Annotated in this window: 28 protein-coding genes; 6 read left to right on the top strand and 22 right to left on the bottom strand. The window is 71.1% G+C overall.

Translation table 11 applies throughout. The features are described 5' to 3' along the window. Nucleotides 1-32: 32 nt before the first annotated feature. Both ybeY and QM792_RS03815 read right to left on the bottom strand, forming a co-directional pair. The gene (ybeY, locus tag QM792_RS03820; RefSeq protein ID WP_415147859.1) at nt 33-479 is read right to left on the bottom strand and encodes an rRNA maturation RNase YbeY; all 447 of its coding nucleotides are present in this window, start codon (nt 477-479) and stop codon (nt 33-35) included. Next, nucleotides 479-1,465 carry a PhoH family protein gene (locus QM792_RS03815; protein ID WP_415147858.1) on the bottom strand — a complete coding sequence of 329 codons (987 nt, stop codon included), beginning with the start codon at nt 1,463-1,465 and terminating at the stop codon, nt 479-481. The genes ybeY and QM792_RS03815 overlap by 1 nt, the downstream gene beginning before the upstream one ends. Nucleotides 1,466-1,609: 144 nt before the next feature. Between QM792_RS03815 and QM792_RS03810 the strand changes: the two genes are divergently transcribed. The 3 genes from QM792_RS03810 to ruvA are packed head-to-tail and all read left to right on the top strand — an operon-like array spanning nt 1,610 to nt 4,774. Beyond that, complete coding sequence (locus tag QM792_RS03810) at nt 1,610-3,505, top strand: sensor histidine kinase (RefSeq protein WP_415147857.1); 1,896 nt, start codon at nt 1,610-1,612, stop codon at nt 3,503-3,505. Nucleotides 3,506-3,551: 46 nt separating this feature from the next. Further along, on the top strand, nt 3,552-4,205 hold the full coding sequence (locus QM792_RS03805; protein WP_415147856.1) for a response regulator: 654 nt from the start codon (nt 3,552-3,554) through the stop codon (nt 4,203-4,205). Further along, nucleotides 4,202-4,774 (top strand): Holliday junction branch migration protein RuvA, encoded by a 573-nt coding sequence (gene ruvA, locus QM792_RS03800; RefSeq protein WP_415147855.1) that lies wholly within the window; start codon nt 4,202-4,204, stop codon nt 4,772-4,774. The genes QM792_RS03805 and ruvA overlap by 4 nt, the downstream gene beginning before the upstream one ends. A gap of 12 nt (nt 4,775-4,786) precedes the next feature. On the opposite strand, the gene QM792_RS03795 is transcribed toward ruvA, so the two are convergent. From QM792_RS03795 to QM792_RS03785, 3 genes are all read right to left on the bottom strand, one after another. Beyond that, nucleotides 4,787-5,260, bottom strand: coding sequence for a copper chaperone PCu(A)C (locus tag QM792_RS03795; RefSeq protein ID WP_415147854.1), 474 nt, complete (start codon nt 5,258-5,260; stop codon nt 4,787-4,789). Nucleotides 5,261-5,285: 25 nt separating this feature from the next. Further along, a complete protein-coding gene (locus tag QM792_RS03790) occupies nt 5,286-5,825 on the bottom strand; it encodes a YcnI family protein (RefSeq protein ID WP_415147853.1) in 540 nt (179 codons plus the stop codon). A gap of 62 nt (nt 5,826-5,887) precedes the next feature. After that, on the bottom strand, nt 5,888-6,268 hold the full coding sequence (locus QM792_RS03785; protein WP_415147852.1) for a DUF2946 family protein: 381 nt from the start codon (nt 6,266-6,268) through the stop codon (nt 5,888-5,890). Nucleotides 6,269-6,305: 37 nt separating this feature from the next. Here QM792_RS03785 and ruvB point away from each other — a divergent pair, with 37 nt between their 5' ends. Next, nucleotides 6,306-7,364 (top strand): Holliday junction branch migration DNA helicase RuvB, encoded by a 1,059-nt coding sequence (ruvB, locus tag QM792_RS03780; protein WP_415147851.1) that lies wholly within the window; start codon nt 6,306-6,308, stop codon nt 7,362-7,364. 3 nt (nt 7,365-7,367) lie between these two features. Here ruvB and QM792_RS03775 read toward each other — a convergent pair whose 3' ends face one another. From QM792_RS03775 to QM792_RS03720, 12 genes are all read right to left on the bottom strand, one after another. After that, nucleotides 7,368-8,315, bottom strand: coding sequence for a branched-chain amino acid ABC transporter permease (locus tag QM792_RS03775; protein ID WP_415147850.1), 948 nt, complete (start codon nt 8,313-8,315; stop codon nt 7,368-7,370). Continuing rightward, on the bottom strand, nt 8,315-9,199 hold the full coding sequence (locus QM792_RS03770) for a branched-chain amino acid ABC transporter permease (RefSeq protein ID WP_415147849.1): 885 nt from the start codon (nt 9,197-9,199) through the stop codon (nt 8,315-8,317). Before QM792_RS03770 ends, QM792_RS03775 begins: the two co-directional genes overlap by 1 nt. A gap of 30 nt (nt 9,200-9,229) precedes the next feature. Then, nucleotides 9,230-10,432 (bottom strand): ABC transporter substrate-binding protein, encoded by a 1,203-nt coding sequence (locus QM792_RS03765; RefSeq protein WP_415147848.1) that lies wholly within the window; start codon nt 10,430-10,432, stop codon nt 9,230-9,232. A gap of 46 nt (nt 10,433-10,478) precedes the next feature. Next, nucleotides 10,479-11,183 (bottom strand): ABC transporter ATP-binding protein, encoded by a 705-nt coding sequence (locus QM792_RS03760; RefSeq protein WP_415147847.1) that lies wholly within the window; start codon nt 11,181-11,183, stop codon nt 10,479-10,481. Between the two features lies 1 nt (nt 11,184). Beyond that, nucleotides 11,185-11,961: an ABC transporter ATP-binding protein gene (locus QM792_RS03755; protein WP_415147846.1), complete on the bottom strand. Its 777-nt coding sequence runs from the start codon at nt 11,959-11,961 to the stop codon at nt 11,185-11,187. Nucleotide 11,962: 1 nt separating this feature from the next. After that, nucleotides 11,963-12,775 (bottom strand): IclR family transcriptional regulator, encoded by an 813-nt coding sequence (locus QM792_RS03750; RefSeq protein WP_415147845.1) that lies wholly within the window; start codon nt 12,773-12,775, stop codon nt 11,963-11,965. Nucleotides 12,776-12,925: 150 nt separating this feature from the next. Next, nucleotides 12,926-14,038: a DSD1 family PLP-dependent enzyme gene (locus QM792_RS03745; RefSeq protein WP_415147844.1), complete on the bottom strand. Its 1,113-nt coding sequence runs from the start codon at nt 14,036-14,038 to the stop codon at nt 12,926-12,928. Continuing rightward, complete coding sequence (locus QM792_RS03740) at nt 14,035-14,721, bottom strand: histidine phosphatase family protein (protein WP_415147843.1); 687 nt, start codon at nt 14,719-14,721, stop codon at nt 14,035-14,037. The genes QM792_RS03745 and QM792_RS03740 overlap by 4 nt, the downstream gene beginning before the upstream one ends. Then, nucleotides 14,718-15,344, bottom strand: coding sequence for a YbhB/YbcL family Raf kinase inhibitor-like protein (locus QM792_RS03735; RefSeq protein WP_415147842.1), 627 nt, complete (start codon nt 15,342-15,344; stop codon nt 14,718-14,720). Before QM792_RS03735 ends, QM792_RS03740 begins: the two co-directional genes overlap by 4 nt. A 25-nt stretch (nt 15,345-15,369) precedes the next feature. Next, complete coding sequence (locus QM792_RS03730) at nt 15,370-15,693, bottom strand: DUF1840 domain-containing protein (RefSeq protein WP_415147841.1); 324 nt, start codon at nt 15,691-15,693, stop codon at nt 15,370-15,372. Next, nucleotides 15,654-16,955, bottom strand: a complete 1,302-nt coding sequence (locus QM792_RS03725) for a class I SAM-dependent methyltransferase (protein ID WP_415147840.1) — start codon at nt 16,953-16,955, stop codon at nt 15,654-15,656. The genes QM792_RS03730 and QM792_RS03725 overlap by 40 nt, the downstream gene beginning before the upstream one ends. A 63-nt stretch (nt 16,956-17,018) precedes the next feature. Continuing rightward, the gene (locus tag QM792_RS03720) at nt 17,019-18,296 is read right to left on the bottom strand and encodes an HD-GYP domain-containing protein (protein ID WP_415147839.1); all 1,278 of its coding nucleotides are present in this window, start codon (nt 18,294-18,296) and stop codon (nt 17,019-17,021) included. 154 nt (nt 18,297-18,450) lie between these two features. Between QM792_RS03720 and pcaF the strand changes: the two genes are divergently transcribed. Further along, nucleotides 18,451-19,653 (top strand): 3-oxoadipyl-CoA thiolase, encoded by a 1,203-nt coding sequence (gene pcaF / locus QM792_RS03715; protein ID WP_415147838.1) that lies wholly within the window; start codon nt 18,451-18,453, stop codon nt 19,651-19,653. Between the two features lie 7 nt (nt 19,654-19,660). Here the strand turns inward: pcaF and QM792_RS03710 are convergent, their stop codons facing one another. The 5 genes from QM792_RS03710 to QM792_RS03690 form a co-directional block, all read right to left on the bottom strand. Further along, nucleotides 19,661-20,371, bottom strand: coding sequence for an ABC transporter ATP-binding protein (locus QM792_RS03710; RefSeq protein WP_415147837.1), 711 nt, complete (start codon nt 20,369-20,371; stop codon nt 19,661-19,663). Further along, complete coding sequence (locus tag QM792_RS03705) at nt 20,364-21,119, bottom strand: ABC transporter ATP-binding protein (RefSeq protein ID WP_415147836.1); 756 nt, start codon at nt 21,117-21,119, stop codon at nt 20,364-20,366. The genes QM792_RS03710 and QM792_RS03705 overlap by 8 nt, the downstream gene beginning before the upstream one ends. Further along, nucleotides 21,116-22,078, bottom strand: a complete 963-nt coding sequence (locus tag QM792_RS03700; protein ID WP_415147835.1) for a branched-chain amino acid ABC transporter permease — start codon at nt 22,076-22,078, stop codon at nt 21,116-21,118. Before QM792_RS03700 ends, QM792_RS03705 begins: the two co-directional genes overlap by 4 nt. Then, entirely contained in the window at nt 22,075-22,935 is an 861-nt protein-coding gene (locus QM792_RS03695) for a branched-chain amino acid ABC transporter permease (RefSeq protein ID WP_415147834.1), read from the bottom strand. The genes QM792_RS03700 and QM792_RS03695 overlap by 4 nt, the downstream gene beginning before the upstream one ends. A gap of 100 nt (nt 22,936-23,035) precedes the next feature. Next, nucleotides 23,036-24,214: an ABC transporter substrate-binding protein gene (locus tag QM792_RS03690; protein ID WP_415147833.1), complete on the bottom strand. Its 1,179-nt coding sequence runs from the start codon at nt 24,212-24,214 to the stop codon at nt 23,036-23,038. Between the two features lie 252 nt (nt 24,215-24,466). Between QM792_RS03690 and QM792_RS03685 the strand changes: the two genes are divergently transcribed. Further along, on the top strand, nt 24,467-25,585 hold the full coding sequence (locus tag QM792_RS03685; protein ID WP_415147832.1) for a 5-methyltetrahydropteroyltriglutamate--homocysteine S-methyltransferase: 1,119 nt from the start codon (nt 24,467-24,469) through the stop codon (nt 25,583-25,585). Nucleotides 25,586-25,617 lie beyond the last annotated feature (32 nt).

Below are 25,617 nucleotides of genomic sequence, written 5' to 3'. Positions count from 1 at the left end.
GGTGGGCTTCGACAAGCCCAGCCCGAACGGATCTATGCGTAGGGGTCCGGAAAGCCGAGCGCGGCGAGGATCGCCGTCTCGCGCGCCTCCATCGCCCTCGCGTCGCGCACGCGCTCGTGGTCCCAGCCCTGCGCGTGCAGCGTGCCGTGCACCAGCAGGTGGGCGTAGTGCGCTTCGAGCGTCTTGCCCTGCTCGCGCGCCTCGTGCTCGACCACCGGCGCGCACAGCACCAGGTCGGCGTGCACCACGGGCTCGTGCGCGTAGTCGAAGGTCAGCACGTTGGTCGCGTAGTCGCGGCCGCGGTAGTCGCGGTTCATCGCGCGGCCTTCCTCGGCATCGACGATGCGCACCGCGATCTCGGCCGGCGCTTCCAGCGCGGCGCGCATCCAGCGCGCCACCTTGTGGCGCGGCAGGTGCTCGCGGTGGCTCGCGTCGGCGAATTGCAGCGACAGGCTCAGCGCGGGGCGGGCCGCGGCCATCAGCGTTCGTCCACCCGCGCCGCGTCGTAGGCCTCGACGATGCGCGCCACCAGCGGGTGGCGCACCACGTCGGCGGCGGTGAAGCGCGTCGTCGCGATGCCGCGCACGCGCGCGAGCACGCGCTCGGCGTCGACCAGCCCGCTGGCGGTGCCGCGCGGCAGGTCGATCTGGCTCACGTCGCCGGTGACCACCGCCTTGGCGCCGAAGCCGATGCGCGTCAGGAACATCTTCATCTGCTCGGGCGTGGTGTTCTGCGCCTCGTCGAGGATCACGAAGGCGTGGTTCAGCGTGCGCCCGCGCATGAAGGCCAGCGGCGCGATCTCCAGCGTGCCCTTCTCGAAGGCCTTGGTGACGCGGTCGAAGCCCATCAGGTCGTACAGCGCGTCGTACAGCGGGCGCAGGTAGGGGTCGACCTTCTGCGCCAGGTCGCCGGGCAGGAAGCCGAGGCGCTCGCCGGCCTCCACCGCCGGGCGCGTCAGGATGATGCGCTGCACCTGGCTGCGCTCCAGCGCGTCGACCGCGCAGGCCACCGCGAGGAAGGTCTTGCCGGTGCCGGCCGGGCCGATGCCGAAGGTGATGTCGTGGCCGAGGATGTTGCGCAGGTAGGCCACCTGGTTGGGCGTGCGGCCGGACAGGTCGCTGCGGCGCGTGTGCAGCACGATGTCGCCGTCGTCGCCGGGCGGCGCGGCATCGGCCGCGGTGGCGGCGCGCAGCGGCGGCGCCTTCAGGTCGGCCATCGCCTCGACGATGGCGAGCTGCACCTGCTCGGCCGGGATCGCGCGCCGCGCGCGGTCGTACAGCGACTGCAGCAGCGCCACCGCGCGCTCGGCCTGGCGCTTGCCGCCCTCGACGCGGAACGACTCGTTGCGCCGCGAGATCGTCACGTCGAGCGCCGCCTCGATGCTGCGCAGGTGCTCGTCGAGGCTGCCGCACAGGTGGGCCAGGCGCGCGTTGTCGGACGGGATGAAAGCGTGGCGGAGGATCACGGGCGGGGATGTCGGCAAGGGTCGGCAAACGGCCGGCAAAGGACCGGCAAAGCGGGCATTGTCGCGCCAAGCCGCCGCCGGGCGTGGCACGATCGTGCCATCCGGCCGCCGCCTGCGGCGGGCCTTCCTGCACAATCGCCGCCCATGCCGCGCGCCGCCTTCGTCCGCACCGTCTCGCGCCTGGCGCTGCCGGCGCTGCTCGCGCTGCTGGCCTGGATGGCCGCCGCCGCGCCGGCGCAGCCGGCCGGCGTGCAGGTGATCGCCGAGGCGCTGGCGGTGGCGAGCAACGACGAGCGCTTCCCCGAGGGCGACCCCTCCGCCGCCAGCGTGGCGCTGCCCGACGAGTGGGACGAGAACCATCCGCACCACGACGGCAGCGTCTGGTACCGCGTGCAGTTCGACCCGGTCGGCGCGCTCGACCGCAACGACCTGCTCGGCCTGTACGTGCAGCGCGCCTGCAGCGCGCTCGACGTGCACCTGAACGGCCGGCGCATCCACAGCGGCGGCCGCGCGGGCGAGCCGCTGGCGCGCGACTGCGCCTACCCGCAACTGATCGCCATCCCCGGCGGGCTGGTGCTGTCGCGCGGCAACGTGCTCGACCTGCAGGTGCGCGGCCACGCGCTGGGCAGCGTCGCCTCGCGCGACCGCGCCGGCGGCCTGGCGGCGCTGCACATCGGCGCCTACGACGACCTGAGCGGCCGCTTCGCCGACGCGGTGTTCTGGAACGTCTCGCTCGTCAAGATCGTCAACCTCGCGCTGGCCACGCTCGGCGCGGTGATGGTGCTGCTGGCCTGGGTGAACCGGCGCGACGCGCCGCTGGGCTACTACGGGCTGATGGCGCTCGGCCTGGCGCTGCTGTCGGCGCGGCACTGGTGGCGAGGCGTGCCTCTGGACAACGCCACCGTCGAGTTCCTCGTCTGCCTGTCGTTCACGCCGGTGCTCGGCCTGGGCGTGCAGTTCCTGCTCAGCTACGCCGGCGTGCGCTCGCGCATGATCGAGGCGGCGCTGCTCGCGCAGTGCGTGCTGCTGCCGACGAGCCTGCTGCTGGCCGGCCCGTCGCGGCTGTTCGCCGTCACCAGCGGCTGGTACGTGGTGCTGGCGCTGGAGACGCTCGGCGCGATGCTGCTGCACCTGCGCATCAGCTGGCGCGACCGGCGCCGCGACTTCTGGCCGATGGCCGCGGCGCTGGCCGCCACCGCGGCGGTGATGCTGCACGAGCTGGCGGTGCAGCGCGACTGGCTGCCGCTGCCCGACTCGCCGCGCATGCAGGTGCTGCTGCCGCTGATCCTGCTGGCGTTCGGCGCGCGGCTGCTGCTGCAGCGCGCCGCCGCGCCGGCCGCCGCGCCCGACCTGCGCTACCTGGTCGACGCGCGCGTGCGCGAGGTCAGCGCCGAGATCGAGCGCAACTTCGCCGAGCAGGCCGAGGCGCGCATCGAGCAGGTGACGCAGAAGGAGCGCAAGCGCATCGCCGCCGACCTGCACGACGACCTCGGCGCCAAGCTGCTGACCATCGTGCACACCAGCGAGAGCGAGCGCATCTCGACGCTGGCGCGCGACGCGCTCGAGGAGATGCGCCTGTCGGTGCGCGGCCTGACCGGCAAGCCGACACGGCTGACCGACGCGCTGGCCGACTGGCGCGCCGAGACGGTGATGCGGCTCGGCCAGGCCAACGTCGAGATCGACTGGCGCAGCCCGGCCGAGGACAGCGACCAGGTGCTGGCCGCGCGCGTCTACGTGCAGACCACGCGCATCCTGCGCGAGTCGGTCAACAACATCATCAAGCACAGCGGCGCCTCGCACGTGAAGGTGCGCTGCGCGATCCTCGACAACCAGTTCGGCATCAACATCCAGGACAACGGCAAGGGCATTCCGATGGAGCTCGACGGCAAGCTCGACCGCGGCCACGGCATGACCAGCATGAAGCAGCGCGCCAAGCAGATGCAGGGCCAGTGCCTGGTCGAGTCCGGACCCGGCTACGGCACCGTGATAAGGCTCACGCTGCCCCTGGGCCCCGAAACCCCGGCCTCGGGCATGCGCTGATAGGATGCTCGCCCTGGAGCCGATGCGCTCCGAGTGAGGGCTCACCATGAAGAACATCCTGCTGCTCGAGGATCTGCCCGAGATCCGCGCCTGGCTGAAGGTGCTGATCGGGCAGGTCTTCCCCGACGCCCAGGTCTCCGAGTCGGCGCGCGTGCACGACGCGCTGGGCCTGGTCGGCGCGCTGCGCTTCGACCTCGCGCTGGTCGACCTCGGCCTGCCCGACGGCTCGGGCGTGGACGTGGTGGCGGCGCTGCGCGAGCAGCAGCCCGAGTGCCAGTCGGTGGTGGTGACCATCCACGACGACGACGAGCACCTGTTCCCCGCACTGCAGGCCGGCGCCTTCGGCTACGTGCTCAAGGAGCAGGCGCGCGAGCTGATCGCCGAGCAGCTCAGCCGCATGAGCCAGGGCGAGCCGCCGCTGTCGCCGTCGATCGCGCGCCGCGTGATCGCCTACTTCGCGGCGCAGGCCAAGCCGCAGAAGGACATGATCCCGCACGTGCAGTTGACCGACCGCGAGAACGAGGTGCTGCTGCGCGTCGCCAAGGGCTTCACGCTGCCCGAGATCGGCGTGCAGCTCAACCTGTCGCGCCACACCATCGCCGACTACGTCAAGCAGATCTACCGCAAGCTCAACGTGAGCTCGCGCGCGGAAGCGGCGCTGGAAGCCCAGCGCCTCGGCCTGTTCGGCCGCGGCCGATGATCGGACGCCTGAGCGGGACGCTCGCGGAGAAGAACCCGCCGCAACTGCTGGTCGACGCGAACGGCGTCGGCTACGAGGTCGACGTGCCGATGAGCACGTTCTACAACCTGCCCGCGCTGGGCGAGCGTGTCGTGCTGCTGACGCACCTCGTCGTGCGCGAGGACGCGCAGTTGCTCTACGGCTTTCTCAGCCACGAGGAGCGCGCGGCGTTCCGGCAACTGGTGAAGATCTCCGGCGTCGGCCCGCGCACCGCGCTGGCCATCCTCTCGGGCCTGAGCGTCGCCGAGCTGGCCCAGGCGGTCGCGCGGCAGGAGACCGGGCGGCTCGTGAAGGTGCCCGGCATCGGCAAGAAGACCGCCGAGCGGCTGCTGCTCGAACTCAAGGGCAAGCTCGGCGACTCGATCGCCGCGCCGGCCGCGCCGCACGGCGACGCGCAGGCCGACATCCTGCAAGCGCTGCTGGCGCTGGGCTACAACGACCGAGAAGCCGCCGCCGCGCTGAAGGCGCTGCCGGCCGAGGTGGGCGTCAGCGAGGGCATCAAGCTGGCGCTGAAAGCGCTCGCGCGCTGACCGGGCGGCGGCTCAGTGCCCTTTGTGGCCGCTGCCGTGCGCCGCCGGCGCCCCGGCCGCCCGCACCGGCACCTGCAATTCCAGCGTCTCGCGCTTGCCGTCCCTGCCTTCGATGCTGAGCGTCAGCGGCACGGCTTCGCCGGCCTTCAGCGTCTGCTTCAGATCCATCAGCATCACGTGGTAGCCGCCGGGCTTCAGCTCGACGGCCCGGCCGGCGGGCAGCTCCAGCGCCGCGACGGCGCGCATCTTCATCACGTTGCCCTCCATCGCCATCTCGTGCACCTCGGCGACGCCGGCCAGCGGCGAGCGCACGCCAACCAGTTTGCCGCCCTGCGCGGAAGTGATCTGCATGAAGGCGCCGGTGGCGCGCTGCGGCTCGACGGTGCCGCGCACCCAGGCGTCCTTGACGGTGGTCTGGGCAAAAGCGGCGGCGCTGCCGGCCAGCAGCGCGAGAGCGGCGAGGCCGCGGAGGATGTTCCTGCTCATGGTTTGCTCCTGTGTCAAGGGGGATTCAGTGCGCATGGCCGGCATGCTCGCCGGGCAGCACCTCGAGCGCCGCGGCCGGCGCCTTCAGCTCGCGCGCCGACTGGCCCGGCGCGGGCACTTCGTTCCAGTCGACGCGGCCGCGCTCGCACACCTGGCTGACCTTCCAGTACAGCGTGCCGGGCTGCTCGGGCAGCGTCGCGACGATGACGAACTCGTCGTAGAAGCCCTCGGCCAACGTGCCGCCGGCAAAGCGCACCTGCGCCACGTCTTCGTCGACCGTGCGGCCGTGGCTCTGGTAGGGGGTGGCGAGCTTGCGGCGCTCGACCTCGATGCGCCAGCCGGGCTTGAGCATCGGCTTGGCGCCGCGCACGCCGTCGGGGATCGTCACGACGATCTCCCGGATCGGCAAGCCGTCGCAGCCGTGGCCGGCGCGCAGCACGGCCTTGTAGGTGCTGCCGGCCTCGGCGCGGCGGGTTTCGAGGGTGATGTGGGCTTGCGCGCCGAACGTGGCGAGCGCGGCGAGGGCCAGAGCCGCCGCGCGGACGAGAGGAATGTGATGCGGCATGGCCGCCTCCTTGCTGGAAACCTGGGGGCACCGGCGTCGCGCCGGCGACGAACGAGCAGGAATCAGCCGAGCAAGGGTGGCGCGCGCGCCCGCGCCGCGGCCCACGCGAACAGCGTGCGCGGCGCATGCAGGAAGAGCGCGGGGCGCTGCGTGGCGCCGTCCACCTGCACGGGCTGGTACTCGGCGCCGGGCAGCATGGGTGTGTCGCCGACCTGGCCGCACAGCGGGCAGTGGCCGAGGTGCGCGCCGTCGGCGCCGGCCTGGCCGGCACCGGCGGGCGAGGCCGTCATCGTGGCGCCGCCCATCGAGCAGATCTCCGCCCACGGGTCGCCGGCCTGCGACGCGGCGACCGCCTGCGACAGCGTCGGCGCGAGCGCGAGCCCGAGCATCGCGACGAGCGCGAGCCAGGTGGCGCGGCGGAACAGGCGGCGGACGAGGTGCACGGGGCGCATGCTACCAAGGCCGCGCCCATAATTGCGCATGAGCATCCAGACCGACGATTTCGCCCCGGCCCGGCGGGTGGTCAGCGCCGCGCCGGCCTCGCCCAACGAGGAGGCGATCGAGCGGGCGCTGCGCCCGAAAGGCCTGGCGGACTACGTCGGCCAGGCCAAGGTGCGCGAGCAACTGGAGATCTTCATCGGCGCGGCGCGCAAGCGCAGCGAAGCGCTGGACCACGTGCTGCTGTTCGGCCCGCCCGGGCTGGGCAAGACCACGCTGTCGCACATCATCGCCAACGAACTGGGCGTGAACCTGCGCCAGACCTCCGGCCCGGTGCTGGAGAAACCCAAGGACCTGGCCGCGATCCTGACCAACCTCGAGCGCAACGACGTGCTCTTCATCGACGAGATCCACCGGCTCAGCCCGGTCGTCGAGGAGATCCTCTACCCCGCGCTGGAGGACTACCAGATCGACATCATGATCGGCGAGGGCCCGGCGGCGCGCTCGATCAAGCTCGACCTGCAGCCCTTCACGCTGGTGGGCGCGACCACGCGCGCCGGCATGCTGACCAACCCGCTGCGCGACCGCTTCGGCATCGTCGCGCGGCTGGAGTTCTACTCGGCCGAGGAGCTGGCGCGCATCGTGCACCGCTCGGCCGGGCTGCTCGACGTCGCCGCCGACGACGAAGGCGCCTTCGAGATCGCGCGCCGCTCGCGTGGCACGCCGCGCATCGCCAACCGCCTGCTGCGCCGCGTGCGCGACTACGTCGACGTGAAGGGCGACGGCCGCATCGTCAAGGCGCAGGCCGAGCGCGCGCTCGCGATGCTCGACGTCGACCCGCTCGGCTTCGACCTGATGGACCGCAAGCTGCTCGAGGCGGTGATCCAGCGCTTCGACGGCGGGCCGGTCGGGCTGGACAACGTCGCCGCCGCGATCGGCGAGGAACGCGACACCATCGAGGACGTGATCGAGCCCTACCTGATCCAGCAGGGCTTCCTGCAGCGCACGCCGCGCGGCCGCGTGGCGACGGCGGCGGCGTGGCGGCACTTGGGGCTGGCGCCGCCGAAGGCGGGCGCCGGGGTGGATTTGTTCGGCGAGTAGGCGCTAGGCCTTCGGCGCCTCGCGCCGCTTGCGCCACGCGATCAGCTCGCCGACGAAGCCGCGCCGGAACGCCACCACGCAGACGACGAAGATCGCGCCGATGATCACCGTCACCCAGGAGCCGACGCGGTCGGCCAGGAAGTTCTGCAGCCCGATGATCGTGAAGGCGCCGATCACCGGCCCGGCGAAGGTGCTCATGCCGCCGAGCAGCGTCATCAGCACCACCTCGCCGGACAGCGACCAGTGCGCGTCCGACAGCGTCGCGAAGCCGAGCACGACGGTCTTCAGCGCGCCGGCCAGGCCGGCCAGCGCGGTGGACAGCACGAAGGCGAGCAGCTTGTACTTGTCGACGTCGTAGCCCAGCGAGACGGCGCGCGGCTCGTTCTCGCGGATCGCCTTGAGCACCTGGCCGTAGGGCGAGTGCACGATGCGAACGATGAACAGGAACACCGCGACGAACACCGCCAGCACGACGAAGTACAGCACCAGGTCGCTGCTGAGGTCGAGCAGGCCGAACAGCTTGCCGCGCGGCACGCCCTGCAGCCCGTCTTCGCCGCCGGTGAAGGGCGCCTGCAGCCAGACGAAGTACACCATCTGCGCCATCGCCAGCGTGATCATCGCGAAGTAGATGCCCTGGCGGCGTATCGCCAGCAGCCCGACCACCAGGCCGATCGCCGCGGCGAACAGCGTGCCGCCGAGCACGCCCAGCTCGGGCGACCAGCCGGCGCTCTTGATCAGCCAGCCGGTGCCGTAGGCCGCCGCGCCGAGGTAGGCGGCGTGGCCGAACGAGAGCAGCCCGGTGTAGCCGAGCAGCAGGTTGAAGGCGCAGGCGAAGATCGCGAAGCACAGCGCCTTCATCATGAAGATCGGGTACAGCCCGATGAACGGCGCGGCGAGCAGGATCGCCAGACCCACGCCCCAGGCGATGCGGCCGAGCTTGTCGGTGCCCATCAGCGTTCCTTCCCGAACAGCCCGGCGGGCCGGATGATCAGCACGATCGCCATGATCACGAACACCACGATGTTCGAGGCCTCGGGGTAGAACACCTTGGTCAGCCCCTCGATCAGCCCGAGCACCAGGCCGGTGAGGATGGAGCCGAGGATCGAGCCCATGCCGCCGATCACCACCACGGCGAAGACGACGATGATCAGGTTGCTGCCCATCAGCGGGGTGATCTGGATCACCGGCGCGGCCAGCACGCCGGCGATCGCCGCCAGGCCGGCGCCGAAGGCGTAGGTGAGCATCACCATCAGCGGCACGTTGACGCCGAAGGCCTGCACCAGCGCCGGGTTCTCGGTGCCGGCGCGCAGGTAGGAGCCGAGCCGCGTGCGCTCGATCAGGAACCAGGTGCCGAAGCAGACGATCAGCGAGGCCACCACCACCCAGCCGCGGTAGTTGGGCAGGATCATGAAGCCCAGGTTGGTGGCGCCTTGCAGCAGCTCGGGCACCGGGTACTGCTGGCCGGAGACGCCGAACTGGTCGCGGAAGACACCCTCGGCGATCAACGACAGGCCGAAGGTCAGCAGCAGGCCGTAGATCGGGTCGATCTTGTAGAGCTGCTTGAGCAGCGTGCGCTCGACCACCAGGCCGAGCGCACCCACGACCAGCGGCGAGACCACCAGCGCGAGCCAGTAGTTCATGCCGAACTTCTCGAGCCCCAGCCAGGCCACGTACGCGCCCATCATGTACAGCGCGCCGTGGGCGAAGTTGACGATGCCCAGCAGCCCGAAGATCACCGCCAGCCCGAGGCTCAGGATGGCGTAGAACGAGCCGTTGACCAGCCCGAGCAGGAGCTGCCCGAGGAAGGCCTGCAACGGGATGCCGAAGATCTCCATGGCGTGCGCGGGCGTCGTCGCTTCAGGCGCTTACTTCCACAGCGCGCACTTCGATTCGGCCTTGGTGGTCCAGGCCTCCTCGCCCTTGAAGGTCTGCACGACGTTGTAGTAGTCCCAGGGCTCGGTCGACTTGTCGGGCGACTTCACCTGCATCAGGTACATGTCGTGCACCATGCGGCCGTCGCCGCGGATGAAGCCGCCCTTGGCGAAGATGTCGTTGATCTTGGTCTTCTTCATCTGCGCCAGCACCTTGTCGGAGTCGTCGGTGCCGGTGGCCTTCACGGCGTTCAGGTACTGCAGCGCGGCCGAGTAGTCGCCGGCCTGCAGCGAGCTGGGCATGCGCTTGACCTTCTCGAAGAACTTGCGGCTCCAGGCGCGCGTCTCGGCGTCGCGGTTCCAGTACCAGCTGTCCGTCAGGTACATGCCCTGCGTGGTCTTCAGGCCCAGCGAGTGGATGTCGTTGATGAACACCAGCAGGCCGGCCAGCTTCATCGTCTTGGTGATGCCGAACTCGTTGGCGGCCTTGATCGTGTTGATGGTGTCGCCGCCGGCGTTGGCCAGGCCGAGGATCTCGGCCTTGCTGCCCTGCGCCTGCAGCAGGAACGACGAGAAGTCGGTGGCCGACAGCGGGTGCTTGACCGAGCCGATGATCTTGCCGCCGGCGGCTTCCACGACCTTCGTCGTGTCGGCCTGGAGCTGCGCGCCGAAGGCGTAGTCGGCGGTCAGGAAGTACCAGGTCTTGCCGCCCTGCTTGACCACCGCGTTGCCGGTGCCCTTGGCCAGCGCCGTGGTGTCGTAGGCCCAGTGCACGGTGTAGGGGCTGCACTGCTCGTTGGTCAGCGCCGAGCTGGCCGCGCCGACGCTGATGTAGAGCTTCTTCTTCTCGGCCGCCACCTTGGCCATCGCCAGGCCGGTGCTGGAGTTGGTGCCGCCGACCAGCATGTCGACGCCGGCCGTGTCGAACCACTCGCGCGCCTTGGCGGCGGCGACGTCGGCCTTGTTCTGGTGGTCGGCGAACACCAGTTCGATCTTCTTGCCTGCCACCGCGCCGCCCATGTCGGCCACGGCCATCCTGATGGCCTCGACGCCGCCGGGGCCGTCGATGTCGGAGTACAGGCCCGACATGTCGGTGATGATGCCGATCCGGACGACGTCGCCCGAAATCTGGGCGTGGGCGCCGGTGGCGGCCGCGAGGGCCAGTGCGCTGGCGGCGGCGATCTTCTTGAGCTGCATGGTCGGTTCTCCGTGGGTTGAGAGGCAGGGTCGTCGGGAGGCGGCGTCAGACGCCGAGGTACTCGTGCAGGCGCTCCATGCGCGCCGGCAGTTCGGACTGGGTGAATTCCTGGATCACCTGGCCGTGCTCCATCACCAGGAAGCGGTCGGCCAGCGGGGCGGCGAAGCGGAAGTTCTGCTCCACCATCACGATGGTGTAGCCCTGCTTGCGCAGCGCGACGACCATCTCGGCGAGCTTCTGCACGATCACCGGCGCCAGGCCCTCGGAGATCTCGTCGAGCAGCAGCAGCTTCGCGCCGGTGCGCAGGATGCGCGCCACGGCCAGCATCTGCTGCTCGCCGCCCGACAGCCGCGTGCCCTGGCTGCCGGCGCGCTCCTTCAGGTTCGGGAACATCGCGTGGATCTGCTCGACCGGCATGCCGCCGTCGGCGAGCCGGGGCGGCAGCAGCAGGTTCTCGTGCGCCGACAGGCTGGCGAAGATGCCACGCTCCTCCGGGCAGTAGCCGATGCCCAGCCGCGCGATGCGGTGCGTGGCCAGCGCGATGGCCTCGGTGCCGTGCACCTTCACCGAGCCCTTGCGCGCGCCGGTCAGGCCCATGATGGCGCGCAGCGTGCTCGTGCGGCCGGCGCCGTTGCGGCCCAGCAGCGTGACCACCTCGCCCTCGTCGACGTGGAAGTTCACGCCGTGCAGCACGTGCGATTCGCCGTACCAGGCGTGCAGATCCTTCACTTCCAGGAACCGGGAGGCCATGTCAGTGGGCTCCTTTCAGTTCCACGTCCGCGCTGCCCATGTAGGCCTCGATCACCGCCGGGTTCTTCGACACCTCGGCGTAGGGCCCCTCGGCCAGCGTGGCGCCGCGCGCCAGCACGGTGATGGTGTCGGCCAGGCTCGCCACCACGCTCATGTTGTGTTCGACCATCAGCACGGTGCGGTCGGCGGCGACCTTCTTGATCAGCTGCTTGATGCGGTCGACGTCTTCCAGGCCCATGCCCTGCGTCGGTTCGTCGAGCAGCATCAGCTTGGGCTCCATCGCCAGCGTGGTGGCGATCTCCAGCGCGCGCTTGCGGCCGTAGCTCAGCTCCACCGCGGTGAGTTTGGCGTACTTGTCGAGGTCGACCGCGGCGAGCAGCTCCATCGCGCGGCCGTTGAGCGCATCGAGCGAGCGCTCGGCGCGCCAGAAGTGGAACGAGGTGCCCAGCTTGCGCTGCAGCGCGACGCGCACGTTCTCCAGCACCGTCAGGTGCGGGAACACCGCCGAGATCTGGAACGAGCGGATCACGCCGCGCCGCGCGATCAGCGCCGAGCTTTCGCGCGTGATGTCGGTGCCGTCGTAGACGATGCGGCCGGTGGTCGGGATCAGGAACTTGGTCAGCAGGTTGAAGCAGGTGGTCTTGCCGGCGCCGTTCGGCCCGATCAGCGCGTGGATGCTGCCGCGCCGCACCTTCAGGTTGACCTGGTTGACCGCGACGAAGCCCTTGAACTCCTTCGTCAGGTCGTGCGTCTCGAGGATGTAGTCGACCCCGGCCATCTCAGCCCTCCATCGCGGCCGGCACGCGGCCGCCGAGCCGCTGCGTCAGCGTGCGCGCGGCGCGCAGCACGGCGTCGCGATGCGCGCCGTCGCCGCCGGCCAGCGTGGTCTTGTGGATGCAGACGCCGAGCCCGGCCACCGGCGTGCCGGAGGCGTCGAACACCGGCGCGCCGATGCAGTAGACGCCGTCGCGCACACCCTCGTCGTCGATGCTGTGGCCGCGCGCGCGCGTGCGCGCCAGCTCGGTGAGCAGCGCGCCGACGCTGCGCGCGCCGCGGCCGGTCATGGCCGCGAGCGGCGCGCCGGCGAAGCGCTCGCGCACCGCGGCCGGCGCCTGGAAGGCGAGCATCGCCTTGCCGGTGGCGGCCAGGTGCGCCGGCAGGCGCATGCCGACGTTGAAGGCCAGCCCGAGCGGGCGCTGGCCGTTGCGCGCCCCGATGTAGACGACGTCGCGGCCGTTGAGCACCGACAGGACCACCGTCTCGTCGGGCGCGCCCTCGGCCCACAGCGCGTTGAACTCCTGCGTGATGCCGGTGCTGGAGACGAAGGCGTCGGCCAGCGGCATCACGCCCGGGCCGATGCGGAAGGCGCCGTCGTCCTGGCGCTGCAGGTAGCCGTAGCGCAGCAGCGTGCTGCACAGCCCGTGCACGCTGCTCTTGGGCAGATCCAGCTCGCTGGCCAGCCGCGCCAGGCTCATCGGCTCGCGGCGCTGGGCCAGGCGGTCGAGCAGCGTCAGCGCGCGCGACAGCGCCGGCACCAGCACCGGCGAGGTGCCGGCAGCGCGGGAGGCGGAGGTGCCGGAGTGGGCGTGCATGGGATGGGTGGGAGAACGATGTAGTTCGACATGCTGAACATGCTTCAGCCTATCGAACACGCGAGTGTAGACACGCCACGTACCGTTTTTGCACAGCTCACGGGTTATTGCTCTGAGGGATTGCCCGCGGTGACGCGGCGCAGCGGCACGTCAGCGGATGCAGCCGCGCGCCTCGATGGGCCAGACCGCCTCGACGCGCCCGGCGGCGAGCCCGCCGCGCACCACGATGAAGCACTCGTGCAAGTTGACCGTGGGGTCGCAGTGGCCGGGCACCAGCCAAACCGTCTCGCCCAGCGCCGGCAGCACTTCGTCGCCGTGGCGGCGCAGGATGCCGTGCTCGTCGCCGCCGTTGACGAACTCCAGCTCGCGGCCCCACACGCGCGGCAGGCCGGAGTCGATGGCGTGCGACTTGTGGCCGGCGTCGACCACCACGTGCGAGCTGCCCGCGCTCATCACCTGGCTCTTGACGAACAACGCGTGCTCGAAGGCCGGCGCGTGCGGCGCGGCGTGGTTGTCGGCGTAGTCGCGGTCCATGAAGACGTAGCTGCCGGGCTGGATCTCGCCGTACAGGCCGCTGGCCGCCTCGTGCACGAAGGTGCCGGTGCCCGCGCCGGTGACCAGCGGGCAGGCGATGCCGGCCGAGGTGACGCCGGCCTGCGCGGCGCGCGCCAGCCCGACGGCATGGCGGATCGCGCTCTCGCGCTCGGCCGGCGTGCGCAGGTGCTGGGCGCGGCCGTGGTAGGCCTGCAGCCCGGCGAAGCGCAGGCCGTGCGACACCACCTGGTGCGCCAGCGCCACCGCCGCCGTCGGCGCGACGCCGCAGCGGCCATGGCCGACATCGACCTCGACGAGCACGTCGAGCGTGGTGCCGGCCGCCTTCAGCGCGGCGGCCAGGCGGTCCACGCCGAGCGCCGAATCGACCGCGAGGGCGAGCTTCGCGCGGCCGGCCAGCACGGCCAGCTCGGCCAGCTTGGCGGCATCGACGATCTGGTTGCTGACATAGATGTCGGCGATGCCGGCATCGGCCAGCGCCTGCGCCTCGGAGAGCTTCTGCACGCACACGCCCACCGCGCCGGCGGCGATCTGGCGCCGCGCGAGCGCGGCGCACTTGTGCGTCTTGGCGTGCGGCCGCAGGCGCAGGCCGTGTTCGCGCGCGTAGGCGGCCATGCGCTCGATGTTGCGCTCCAGCGCGTCGAGATCGACCACCAGCGCCGGCGTGGCGATGGCATCGACCGCATCGCCCACACGCGCCGCCGGTGTCACGACCGGCTCCTGGAGGACGAGCCCGCGCCCAGCGCGTCGCTGAACTCGTCGTGCACCGCGCCGTCGAGGTGGCCGGTGTCGGCCCAGCCGACCATCATCAGGCCCTGCGGCGTGTGCAGCAGCCGGTTGATGCTGGCGTTGCCGAGCTGCCAGGTGCGCGGCGCGCCCAGCGCGACGCGCGCGGCGGCGCGGTACAGGCAGTCGAGCACGCCGCCGTGCGCCACCAGCGCCAGCACCTCGCCGGGGTGGCGCCGCGCCAGCAGCGTCACGCACTCGACGCAGCGCGCGTAGAAGTCGGCCAGGCGCTCGCCACCCTCGGGGCCGAAGTCGGGGTCGCGCTTGCGCCAGCGTTCGCTCGCCTCGGGATGGTCGCGCTCGATCTCGGCCCAGGTCAGGCCCTCGAAGACGCCGAAGGCGCGCTCGCGCAGGCCGCGCTCGGGGCGCGGCGCGTGGCCGGTGGCCTCGGCCAGCGGCTGCGCGGTCTGCCAGGCGCGTTGCAGGTCGCTCGAATAGATCGCGCTGATGCCCTCGTCGGCCAGCGCGGCGGCCAGGCGCTGCGCCTGCCAGCGGCCCTTGGCGTTCAGCGGCACGTCGAGCTGGCCCTGGATGCGGGTGTCGACGTTCCAGGCCGTCTCGCCGTGGCGGATCGCGACGATGCGGGTGACGGCGGCGTGTTCGCTCATCCGATCAAGCGGGGGTTGAGCGTGTAGGTGCCGGAATAGGTGGCCTCGGCCAGCACGTGCGGGTAGATCGCCTGGCGCGCCTGCGCGCCGGTGAACACGCCTTCGAGCGGCGCGCGCGCCACGGACAGCGCGTAGAGCGTGAACACGTAGTGGTGCACCACCGAGTCGTTGAAGGGCGGGAACGGGCCGTCGTAGCCGAAGTACTGGCCCGCCATGTCCTTGTCGGCCGCGAACCAGCCGGTGTAGTCGTTCAGCCCGTGGCGCGCGCCGTGCAGCGTGGCCGGACCGCTCTTGCCGCGCGCCGTGAAGCCGCGGCTGAACTCGCCTTCGGCGATGGCGCGCAGCGAGGCCGGCAGGTCGACCAGCACCCAGTGGAAGAAGTCGACGCGCGGCAGGTCTTCGGGCACCTCGCGGTCGGCTTGGTTGACGTCGTCGCCGCGGCTGGGCACGTCGAAGTCGTGGCAGATCAGCGCGAAGGACTGCGTGCTCGCCGGGATCTCGCTCCAGGCGAGCTGCGGGTTGAGGTTGTCGGAAAACGCCACGCCGCCGCCGCTGCGCCGCCCGGCGGCGCAGCGCTCCGGAATGCGGTCGCCGTGGATCCAGCTCTCGCTCGTCAGCTTCATCGCCGCACCCCTCCTGCTCGAATGCTCACACGCCCCAGACGATCTCGTGATTTTCCGCCTGCGCGCGCCTGAGCATCTCCACCATCGGCCAGGCGCGCTGGCGCAGCGAGACGCCGTCGCGCGGGGCGGGCGTGCGGCCTTCGGCCTGCGCCTCCTTCTCGGCCTGCGCGCGCGCCGCCTCGTCCTCGGCGACGGCGCGCTCCAGCGCGGCGATCGCCGCGGCCATCGCGGCCGGCTCGATGATGCCCTGGGGCGCGGGCTCCTTGCCGATGATGCGCAGCACCTGGTCGCCCGTCGGGCCCATCATGATCAGGTCGCCGGCGGCCTTGGACTTGAACTTGTAGAGCATGCCTGGGAAGCGGCCGGGTACATGTAGCCGCGGTTGAACGGATAGACCGATTGTGCCCCCCGCAGCGCGCCGCCGGCCGGGTCGCCGTCGGGCCGCGCGGCGAGCATCTGGTGCAGCGAGATCCAGCCGCGCTCGAAGCTCATCGCGCTGCCCGCCAGGTAGAGGCGGAAGGCGCGCAGCACGCGCTCGCCGGCGATGCGGCGCGCGGCGTCGAGCCGGGCCTCCAGGCCGTCGCTCCAGGCCCACAGCGTGCGCGCGTAGTGCGGCCGCAGGTTCTCGACGTCGAGCGCCTCCAGCCCGGCGTCGGCCAGGGTCTCCAGCACCTTGGAGGCGTGCAGTAGCTCGCCGCCGGGGAAGATGTAGCGCTCGATGAAGTCGCCGATGCCGGCGCCGAGCTGGTGGTGGCGCGTGCCGCCGGCGGTGATGCCGTGGTTCAGCAGCAGCCCGCCCGGACGCAGCAGGCGCTGCACCTTGGCGAAATAGGCCGGAAGCTGCGCCAGCCCGACGTGCTCGAACATGCCCACCGAGGCGATCTTGTCGAAGGGCTCGCGCTCGTCGAGCTCGCGGTAGTCGAGCAGGTGCATGCCGACGCGCCCGCCCAGCCCGCGCTCGTCGATCAGCCGCTGGACGTGCGCATGCTGGTGGCGCGACAGCGTGATGCCCTGCGCGCGCACGCCGTAGTGCTCGGCCGCCCACAGCAGCAGGCCGCCCCAGCCGGCGCCGATGTCGAGGAAGCGCTCGCCCTCGCGCAGCATCAGCTTGCGGCAGATGTGGTCGAGCTTGGCCTCCTGCGCCTGCGCCAAGGACATCGCGCGCTCGCGGTAGTAGGCGCACGAGTAGACACGGCGCGGGTCGAGCCACAGCGCGTAGAAGTCGTCCGAGACGTCGTAGTGGAACTGCACCTGGCGCGCGTCGGCCGCCGGGTCGTGGTTCTGGCGCGAGCGCACCTGGCGCCACAGCGAGCGCCACCAGCCCGACAGCGAGCCCGGCTCGGCCGCCGCGCGCGGCTCGCCGGCGAGCTGCCCGGCGACGGCGATCAGGTCGCGCAGCGTGCCGTCGAAATCGAGGCGCCCCTCGACGTAGTCCTCGCCGACGCGGCCGATGTTGCCGGTGGCCAGGTGGGCCAGCGTGCCCATGCCTTGCAGCCGCAGCGTCACCGCGGCGCCTTCCGGGCCGAGGCGCTGGCCGCCGGGCAGGCACACCGCCAGCGGCAGCGACAAGCCGGCGAGCCGGCGTTCCAGGACAGCATCGAGCGCACCCATGCGGACAACCTCCTTGCAAGGAGGACTTTAGCGAGCGCGGCGGACCGTGGGGGTGCCCGCGGCTCAATTCCCGGTCGGCGGGTCGGCGTCGCGGTCCGGGGCCGGCTCGAAGAAGTAGGCCACGCGCCGGCGCGGCGCCAGGTAGGCCTGCGCGGCGGGCGGCAGTTGCTTGGCGTGCAGGCTGCGGCGGATGCCGATGGTGCCGGCCTGCTCCAGGTCGAGCAGCAGCGCCTCGTCGCTGGGGACGCGCGGGTCGTGCACCATCACGCGCGGCTTGAGCGGCCGGCTCGAGTTGACCGAGACCACCAGCGCGTAGCGGTCGTCGGTGAGCTGCACCGCCGAGCCCGGCGGGTAGACACCCATCATCTTGATGAAGGCGCCCAGGATCGCCGTGTCGAATTGGGTCTGGCTCTGCGCGAACAGCGCCGACAGCGCCTCGTGCGGCGTCAGCGCGCGCGCCGCGAGCTGCGGATTGCACAGGTTGTCGTAGCGGTTCACCAGCGCGACGATGCGCGCCGGCAGCGACATGCGGTCGGTGTTCAGCTTGAGCGGGAAGCCGCTGGCGTCGGCATGTTCGTGGTGCTGCGCGATCACCAGCGTGGCCGCCGCGCTCAGGCCCATGCGGCGCGCCTGCGCGATGCCCAGCGCGACGTGCTGCTCGTACAGGCGCTGCTCGGCGGCGCTGAAGTCGTCCTCGCGGTTGCGCACGCGGTCGGGCAGGTCCAGCTTGCCGATGTCGTGCATCAGCGCGCCGGTGCCGAGGTCGATCATGTCGGCTTCGTCGAAGCCGAAGCTGCGGCCCATCAGCATCGCGATCAGCGTGACGTTCAGCGCGTGCGCGGCGGCCTTGCTGCCGGCGGCCTCGGACAGCAGCCGGATGCACAGCTCGCCGGCGCCGAGCATCTTCCCGGACAGCCCGCGCGCCAGCGCCGCGGCCTGCGCGCCGGCCTCGGCGGGCTGGCTGCCGCTGAGGTCGAAGGCGCGTTTCAACTCGTGCGTGGCCTCGGCGAACTGGCGCTCGCACTGGACCAGCCCGGCGCGCTGCGCGTGCAGGCGTTCGCGGTGCTCGCGGCGCGCGCGCGCCGTGGGGCTCTCGGCGCCGTCGGCGGGCGTCACGCCGGCATCGCCGGCCGCGCGGCCGGCGTCGAGCTCGCTGTGCGCGCTGCTCCAGCGCACGCGCTCCAGGCCCAGCGCGCGTATCGTGGCGATCTGCTCTTCCGAGCTGATGCGAAAGCTGTTGAGCGGGAAGGGGTGCGACAGCCAGCTCAGGTCGAGCTGCACGAACATGCCTACGCGCAAGGACGAGACGGCGATGGTTTCGAGGGCAGCGGCGGCGGGCATGGCGGTGAGGTTCGGCCCCGAGGCGGGAACTGCCGCCTGTTTCGGCCTGCGCGGGCGCGCGCTTGAGCCCGCCGCCCCGGCGATCGAGCAATAGGGCCGCTTTCGGGCCGTATTTCATAATCGAAGCGAGGTTCCACCCGCGAACGGAGCACCCGTGATCCATGCCTTCATCTGCGACGCGCAGCGCACGCCCTTCGGCCGCTACGGCGGCGCCCTGTCCTCGCTGCGCGCCGACGACCTGGCCGCGCTGCCGATCAAGGCGCTGATGGCGCGCCAGCCTCGGCTCGACTGGCAGGCCGTGAGCGACGTGATCTACGGCTGCGCCAACCAGGCCGGCGAGGACAACCGCAACGTGGCGCGCATGGCCGCGCTGCTGGCCGGGCTGCCGATCGAGGTGCCCGGCGCGACGCTGAACCGCCTGTGCGGCTCGGGCATGGACGCGGTGGGCAGCGCGGCGCGCGCCATCCGCGCCGGCGAGGCCGAGCTGATGATCGCCGGCGGCGTCGAGAGCATGAGCCGCGCGCCCTTCGTGATGCCCAAGGCCGAGAGCGCCTTCAGCCGCGCCAACACGGTCTACGACACCACCATCGGCTGGCGTTTCGTCAACAAGCTGATGAAGGAGATGCACGGCGTCGACTCGATGCCGGAGACGGCCGAGAACGTCGCGAGCGATTTCAGGATCGAGCGCGAGGCGCAGGACCGCATGGCGCTGGCCAGCCAGCTCAAGGCGGTGGCGGCGCAGAAGGCGGGCTTCTTCGACGCCGAGATCGTGCCGGTGACGATCGCGCAGAAGAAAGGCGATCCGGTCGTCGTCGCCAAGGACGAACATCCGCGCGAAACCAGCCTGGAGGCGCTGGCGAAGCTCAAGGGCGTGGTGCGCCCGGACGGCACGGTGACGGCCGGCAACGCCTCGGGCGTCAACGACGGCGCCTGCGCGCTGCTGCTGGCCGGCGAGGCGGCGGCGGCACGGCACGGGCTCACGCCGAGGGCGCGCGTGGTCGGCATGGCCACCGCCGGCGTGCCGCCGCGCATCATGGGCATGGGCCCGGCGCCGGCGACGCGCAAGGTGCTGCAGCTCACCGGCCTGACGCTCGAACAAATGGACGTCATCGAGCTGAACGAAGCCTTCGCCGCGCAAGGCCTGGCGGTGCTGCGCGATCTCGGCCTGCAAGACGACGACCCGCGCGTCAACCCGAACGGCGGCGCGATCGCGCTCGGCCACCCGCTGGGCGCCAGCGGCGCGCGGCTGGTCACCACCGCGGTCAACCAGCTCCACCGCACCCAGGGCCGCTACGCGCTGTGCACCATGTGCATCGGCGTGGGCCAGGGCATCGCGCTGGTCGTCGAGCGCGTCTGAGCGGCGCTCAGTGGCTCGCCACCGCGAGCCACTTGTCCAGCGTGTCGGGATCGGCCAGCAGCGCCTCGCTGTCGCCCGCGTGCACCACCGCGCCGCGATCGAGCACCACGGCGCGCTGCGTGATCGGCAGGATCATCTTCGGGTTCTGCTCGACGATGATGGCCGACATGCCCTCGTCGCGCACCACGCGCCCGATAGAGCGCAGCAGCTCCTCGACGATGATGGGCGCCAGGCCTTCGAGCGGTTCGTCGAGCAGCAGCAGCTTGGGGTTGAGCACCAGCGCGCGCGCCACCGCGAGCATCTGCTGCTCGCCGCCGGAGAGCTGGTTGCCGAGGTTGGCGCGGCGCTCTGCCAGGCGCGGGAACATCTCGTAGGCGCGCGCCACCGTCCACGGCCCCGGCCGCGCCACGGCGGCGAGGTTCTCCTCGACGGTCAGCGACTTGAAGATGTTGCGCTCCTGCGGCACCCAGCCGATGCCGGCGATGGCGCGCTTGTACGAGGGCAGCGTGCTCAGGTCCTGGCCGTCGAGCACGATGCGCCCGGCGTGCCGCCGCGTCGCGCCGACCAGCGTGTTCAGCAGCGTGGTCTTGCCGGTGCCGTTGCGGCCGAGCAGCGCGAGCGATGCACCCTTCTCCAGCACCAGGTCGATGCCCTGCACCACCACGGCCTCGCCGTAGCCGGACTTCAGGCCCTCGACGCGCAGCAGCTCGTCAGCCATGCGGCGTGCCCTCCCCGAGGTAGACCGACTTGACGCGCGGGTCGGTCGAGATGCTCTGCACGTCGCCCTCGGCGAACAGCGCGCCGTTGACCAGCACCGACACCGTGCGCGCGAAGTTGAAGACCAGGTCCATGTCGTGCTCGATCAGCAGCACCGTCACCTCGGCGGGCAGCGCGTTGACGATGTCGAAGATCTCCTGGCGCTCGCCCTCGGGCACGCCGGCCACCGGTTCGTCGAGCAGCAGCACGCGCGGCTGGCAGGCCAGCGCCGTGGCGATCTCGAGCTGGCGGCGCTTGCCGTAGGCCAGCAGCGCGACCTTCTGGTCCTGCACGTCGTCGAGGTGGAACTGGCGCAGCAGCTCGTCGCAGCGCTGCGCGACGCGCTCGTCGCGGCCCAGCGCCTGCCAGATGCGCCCGCCGATGCCGAGCTGGTTGGACACCGTCAGCGCCAGCGATTCCAGCGGCGTCAGCTCGTTGAAGAGCTGATTGATCTGGAAGGTGCGCACGATGCCGCGGCGCACGCGCTGGTGCGAGGGCAGCCTCGTGATGTCCTGCCCTTCGAGGATCACGCTGCCCGAGGTCGGCTCCAGCACGCCGGTCAGCAGGTTGATCAGCGTGGTCTTGCCGGCGCCGTTCGGCCCGATCAGCGCCTGGCGCGCGCCGCGCTCGACCTTCAGCGACACGTCGTTGGTGGCGGCGAAGGCGCCGAAGCGCTTGACCAGGTTGCGGGTTTCGAGGACGACGCTCATGGCTTCTTCTTCCACCACAGCCAGGGCTTGAAGAAGCGATCACGCCCGACCATCACCAGCACGACCAGGAACAGGCCCAGCCAGAAGGTCCAGTACTGCGGCGTCCAGGCCGACAGCACGTCGTGCAGCAGCTTGAAGCCGATCGCGCCGAGCACGCCGCCCCACAGCCAGCCGGCGCCGCCGATCACCACCATCAGCATGGTGTCGGCGCTGCGGTGGAAGTCCAGCCCGTCGAGCGAGGCGAAGCCGGTGGTCTGCGCCAGCACCGCGCCGGCCGCGCCGGCCATCGCCGCCGAGATGGTGTAGATCACGCCCAGGCGCGCGTCGACGTTCAGGCCGACGGCGGCGGCGCGCAGGCGGTTGTCGCGTATCGCCTGCAGCGACCAGCCGAACGGCGAGTTGACGATGCGCCGCGCGATCAGCAAGCCGACGATCAGCACCACCAGCGCGTAGGCGAAGGCGACGCGGCCGTACAGGTCGAACTCGAACTGCCCGAGCAGCGGCGCGATCACCACGCCCTGCAGGCCGTCGGCGCCACCGGTGAATTCCAGCTTGTTGGCCAGTTCGTAGAGCAGCGCGGCGACGCCCAGCGTGATCATCAGCCGCGCCATGTCGGAGCCGCGCATCACCAGCACGCTGCTGGCCGCGCCGAGCAGCGTGGTCACGCCGATCGCGAACACCAGCCCGACCAGCGGATCGGGCATCACGTGCTTGGCGAACAGCGCCGCCGCGTAGGCGCCGGTGCCGAAGAAGGCCGCGTGCCCGAGCGAGACGATGCCGGCGTAGCCGAGGATCAGGTCGAGCGAAAGCGCGAACAGCGCGAAGATCGCGATCTCGTTGGCCAGCAGCGAATGCCGCTCGCCGGCGACGAACCAGCTCAGCGGCAGGGCCACCAGGAAGGCGATCTCCCAGGCCTTCCAGCGGCGCCCCGCCGCGAGCGACTGCGCTGCCTTGCTCATTTGGTCGCCGCCCTTCCGAACAGGCCCTGCGGGCGCCAGAACAGGATCACCACCATCAGCGTGTAGACGACGAAGGCGCCCAGCTTGGGCACGTAGTACTTGCCGAACACGTCGGCGATGCCCAGCAGCAGCGCCGCCAGCAGCGGGCCGGTGATGGTGGTGGTGCCGCCGACCGAGACCACGATCAGGAAATAGATCATGAACTTGAGCGGGAAGCTCGGGTCCAGACCCAGCACCTCGGCGCCGAGCGCGCCGCCCAGGCCGGCCAGGCCCGAGCCGACCGCGAAGGTGACGCTGAACACCTGGTTGACGTTGATGCCCAGGCCCGCGGCCACGCGCGGATCGTCCACCGAGGCGCGCAGCCGGCTGCCGAAGCGCGTGCGCGCCAGGATCAGTTGCAGCACCGCGGTCAGCACCAGGCAGACGACCACGATGAAGAGGCGATAGCGCCCGATGCCCACGCCGGCGATCTCGAAGCGGCCCAGCAGGAACTCGGGCAGCTTGATGATCTGCTGCTGCGAGCCGACCAGGTAGTCGACCGCCGCCACCGACATGAACACGATGCCGATCGAGAACAGCACGTGGTCGAGGTGCGGGCGGTGGTACATCGGCCGGTACAGCAGCCGCTCGGCCACCGCGCCGACCAGCGCCGGCAGCAGGAAGGCCAGCGGCAGCGTGACGAGGAAAGGAACCCCGGCGCGCTCCATCAGCAGCACGGTGACGTAGCCGCCGGCCATCGCGAAGGCGCCGTGCGCGAGGTTGATGAAGTTCATCAACCCGAGCGTCACGGCCAGCCCGACCGCGAGCACGAACAGCAGCATGCCGTAGGCGATGCCGTCGAAGAGAAGCGTCAACATGAACGGTGCGCAGTGGAGTCAAGCGACCGCCGCGGAACCGGCTTTGCCGGGCCGCTGGCGGCGCCCCCTGGGGGGAGCGCCGTGAGGCGCTCCGGGGGGGTCATTTCGACTTTCCGGGGTCTTTCATGGCCTTGATGGCGTCGAACTCGACGTTCTGGAGTTCGCCGCCGACGCGCTCGACCTTGCGGATGTACATGTCGTGCACGATGTCTCGCGTCTGGCCGTCGATCAGCACCTGGCCGCGCGGGCTCTCGAACACCTGGCCCTTCATCGCGTTGAGCAGCGGCTCGCCGCCGGCGCCCTTGGTGGCCTTCAGGGCCTCGACGATGATGCGCGCGCCATCGTAGCCGCCCACCGCCATGAAGTTCGGGCGCAGGCCGTTGTTGGCCTTCTTGAAGGCCTCGACGAACTTCTGGTTCACCGCCGACTTGTGCGCCGCCGCGTAGTGGTGCGCGGTGACCACGCCCAGCGCCACGTCGCCCATGTCGTTGAGCTGGTCGTCATCGGTGATGTCGCCGGTGCCGATCAGGCGGATGCCCGACTTGTCCAGCCCGCGCTCGGCGAACTGCTTCATGAAGGCCGCGCCCTGGCCCGAGGGCAGGAACACGAACAGCGCGTCGGGCTTGGCGTCGCGCACCTTCTGCAGCACCGGCGCGAAGTCGGGGCTGCGCAGCGGCGTGCGCAGCTTGTCCATCACCGTGCCGCTGTTCAGCACGATGCGGTCGGCGAAGTACTTCTCGGCGTCGATGCCGGGCGCGTAGTCGCTGACCAGCGTGACCACCTTCTTGATGCCGTTCTTGTTGGCCCACTCGGCCAGCGCCACCGAGGCCTGCGGCAGCGTGAAGCTGCTGCGCACCGCGTAGGGCGAGGCCTCGGTGATCGCCGAGGTGGCGGCGGCCATCACGACCATCGGCGTCTTCGACTGCGTGGCGATCGGCGCGGTGGCCATCGCCGCCGGCGTGATGCCGAAGCCGGCCAGCGCGACCACCTTCTCCTGCACCACCAGTTCCTGCGCGAGGCGGCGCGTGGTGTCGGGCACGGTGGCGTCGTCCTTGACGACCACCTCGACCTTGCGGCCGTTGATCACCGGGTTGTTCTGCGTCATGTAGAGCCGCACGCCCGCCTCGACCTGGCGCCCGGTGCTGGCCTGCTGGCCGGTCATCGGCAGGATCAGGCCGATCTTGATCGGGTCGGCGGCCAGGGCCGGCGAGCCCGACAGGCCCAGGCCCGAGATCAGGGTCACGGCGGCGAGGCCGCGCAGGGCGGTGCGCTTTTGCATGAGAGTCGTCTCCAGGGAGGGGGCCCGATTGTCGCGCCGGTCCGCGACCGGCCCATCGTGGGCTTCACCTTCAGGGAGAACCCTGAGCCGGCGGCGCGTCGTGCGTTGGGCCGGGATCGTGCGGGCGCAGCGGGCGGCGGACAACGGGCGGCGCCCACTAGCAGCTATCGCAAACCGGCATGGCGAGGCGCCCGCGGCGCCTCCGGCATGCCTATCATCGTGCGACGACCCCAGCATTCCGGAGACATTCGCATGACCGCACGCACCACCCCGCCGTTCCGCGCCGACCACGTCGGCAGCTTCCTGCGCCCGGGCTACCTGCTCGAAGCGCGCGAACAGTTCTTCGCCCGCAAGACGATAAGCGCCGAGCAGCTCCGCGCGGTGGAGGACAAGGCGATCACCGAGATCGTGAAGTTCCAGCAGGACGTCGGCCTGCAGTCCATCACCGACGGCGAGTTCCGCCGCACCTACTTCCACATCGACTTCCTCGAGCAGCTCGGCGGCGTGAAGACCGACATCCCGGTCACGATCCGCAAGCCCGACGGCAGCGAGGAGCTGGCGCCGCCGGTGATCCGCGTGACCGACAAGGTCAGGCACGTCAAGGACATCCAGAAGGCCGATTTCGAGTACCTGAAGAGCCAGGTGGCCGCCGGCCTGACGCCGAAGGTGACGATCCCCAGCCCGACGATGCTGCACTTCCGCGGCGGGCGCGCCGGCATCAGCCGCGAGGCCTACCCCGAGCTGGAGCCGGCCTTCTACGACGACGTGGCCAAGGCCTACGGCGAGGAGCTGCAATCGCTCTACGACGCCGGCTGCCGCTACGTGCAGATGGACGACACCAACCTCGCCTACCTGTGCGACGAGAAGATGCGCGAGGCGGCGCGCCAGCGCGGCGACGACCCCAACGAGCTGCCGCACCGCTACGCGAAGTTCATCAACAAGGTGGTGGCGCTGAAGCCGGCCGGCATGACGCTGGCGATGCACCTGTGCCGCGGCAACTTCAAGAGCACGCACGCGGCGGCCGGCAACTACGAGCCGGTGGCCGAGGCGCTGCTGGCGGAGATGAACCTCGACGCCTTCTTCCTCGAGTACGACGACGAGCGCTCGGGCGACTTCCGCCCGCTGCGCTTCCTGCCCAAGGGCAAGATCGTCGTGCTCGGCCTCGTGACCACCAAGTTCGGCCAACTGGAAAGCAAGGACGGCCTGAAGCGCCGCATCGAGGAAGCCGCGAAGTACGCGCCGCTCGACCAGCTCTGCCTGTCGCCGCAGTGCGGCTTCTCCAGCACCGTGCACGGCAACAACATCGCGGTGGAAGACCAGCGGCGCAAGCTGGCGCTGGTGGTGGAGACGGCGCGCGAAGTCTGGGGCTGACGGACTTCCGCCGTTCGCCCCGAGCCTGTCGA

The sequence above is a fragment of the Piscinibacter sp. genome, from assembly GCF_047600445.1.
In the GTDB taxonomy this organism is placed as follows: Bacteria; Pseudomonadota; Gammaproteobacteria; order Burkholderiales; family Burkholderiaceae_C; genus Piscinibacter.
The sequence above is the reverse complement of the archived record's forward strand: the minus strand, read 5'-3'. Positions and strand labels throughout refer to the sequence as shown.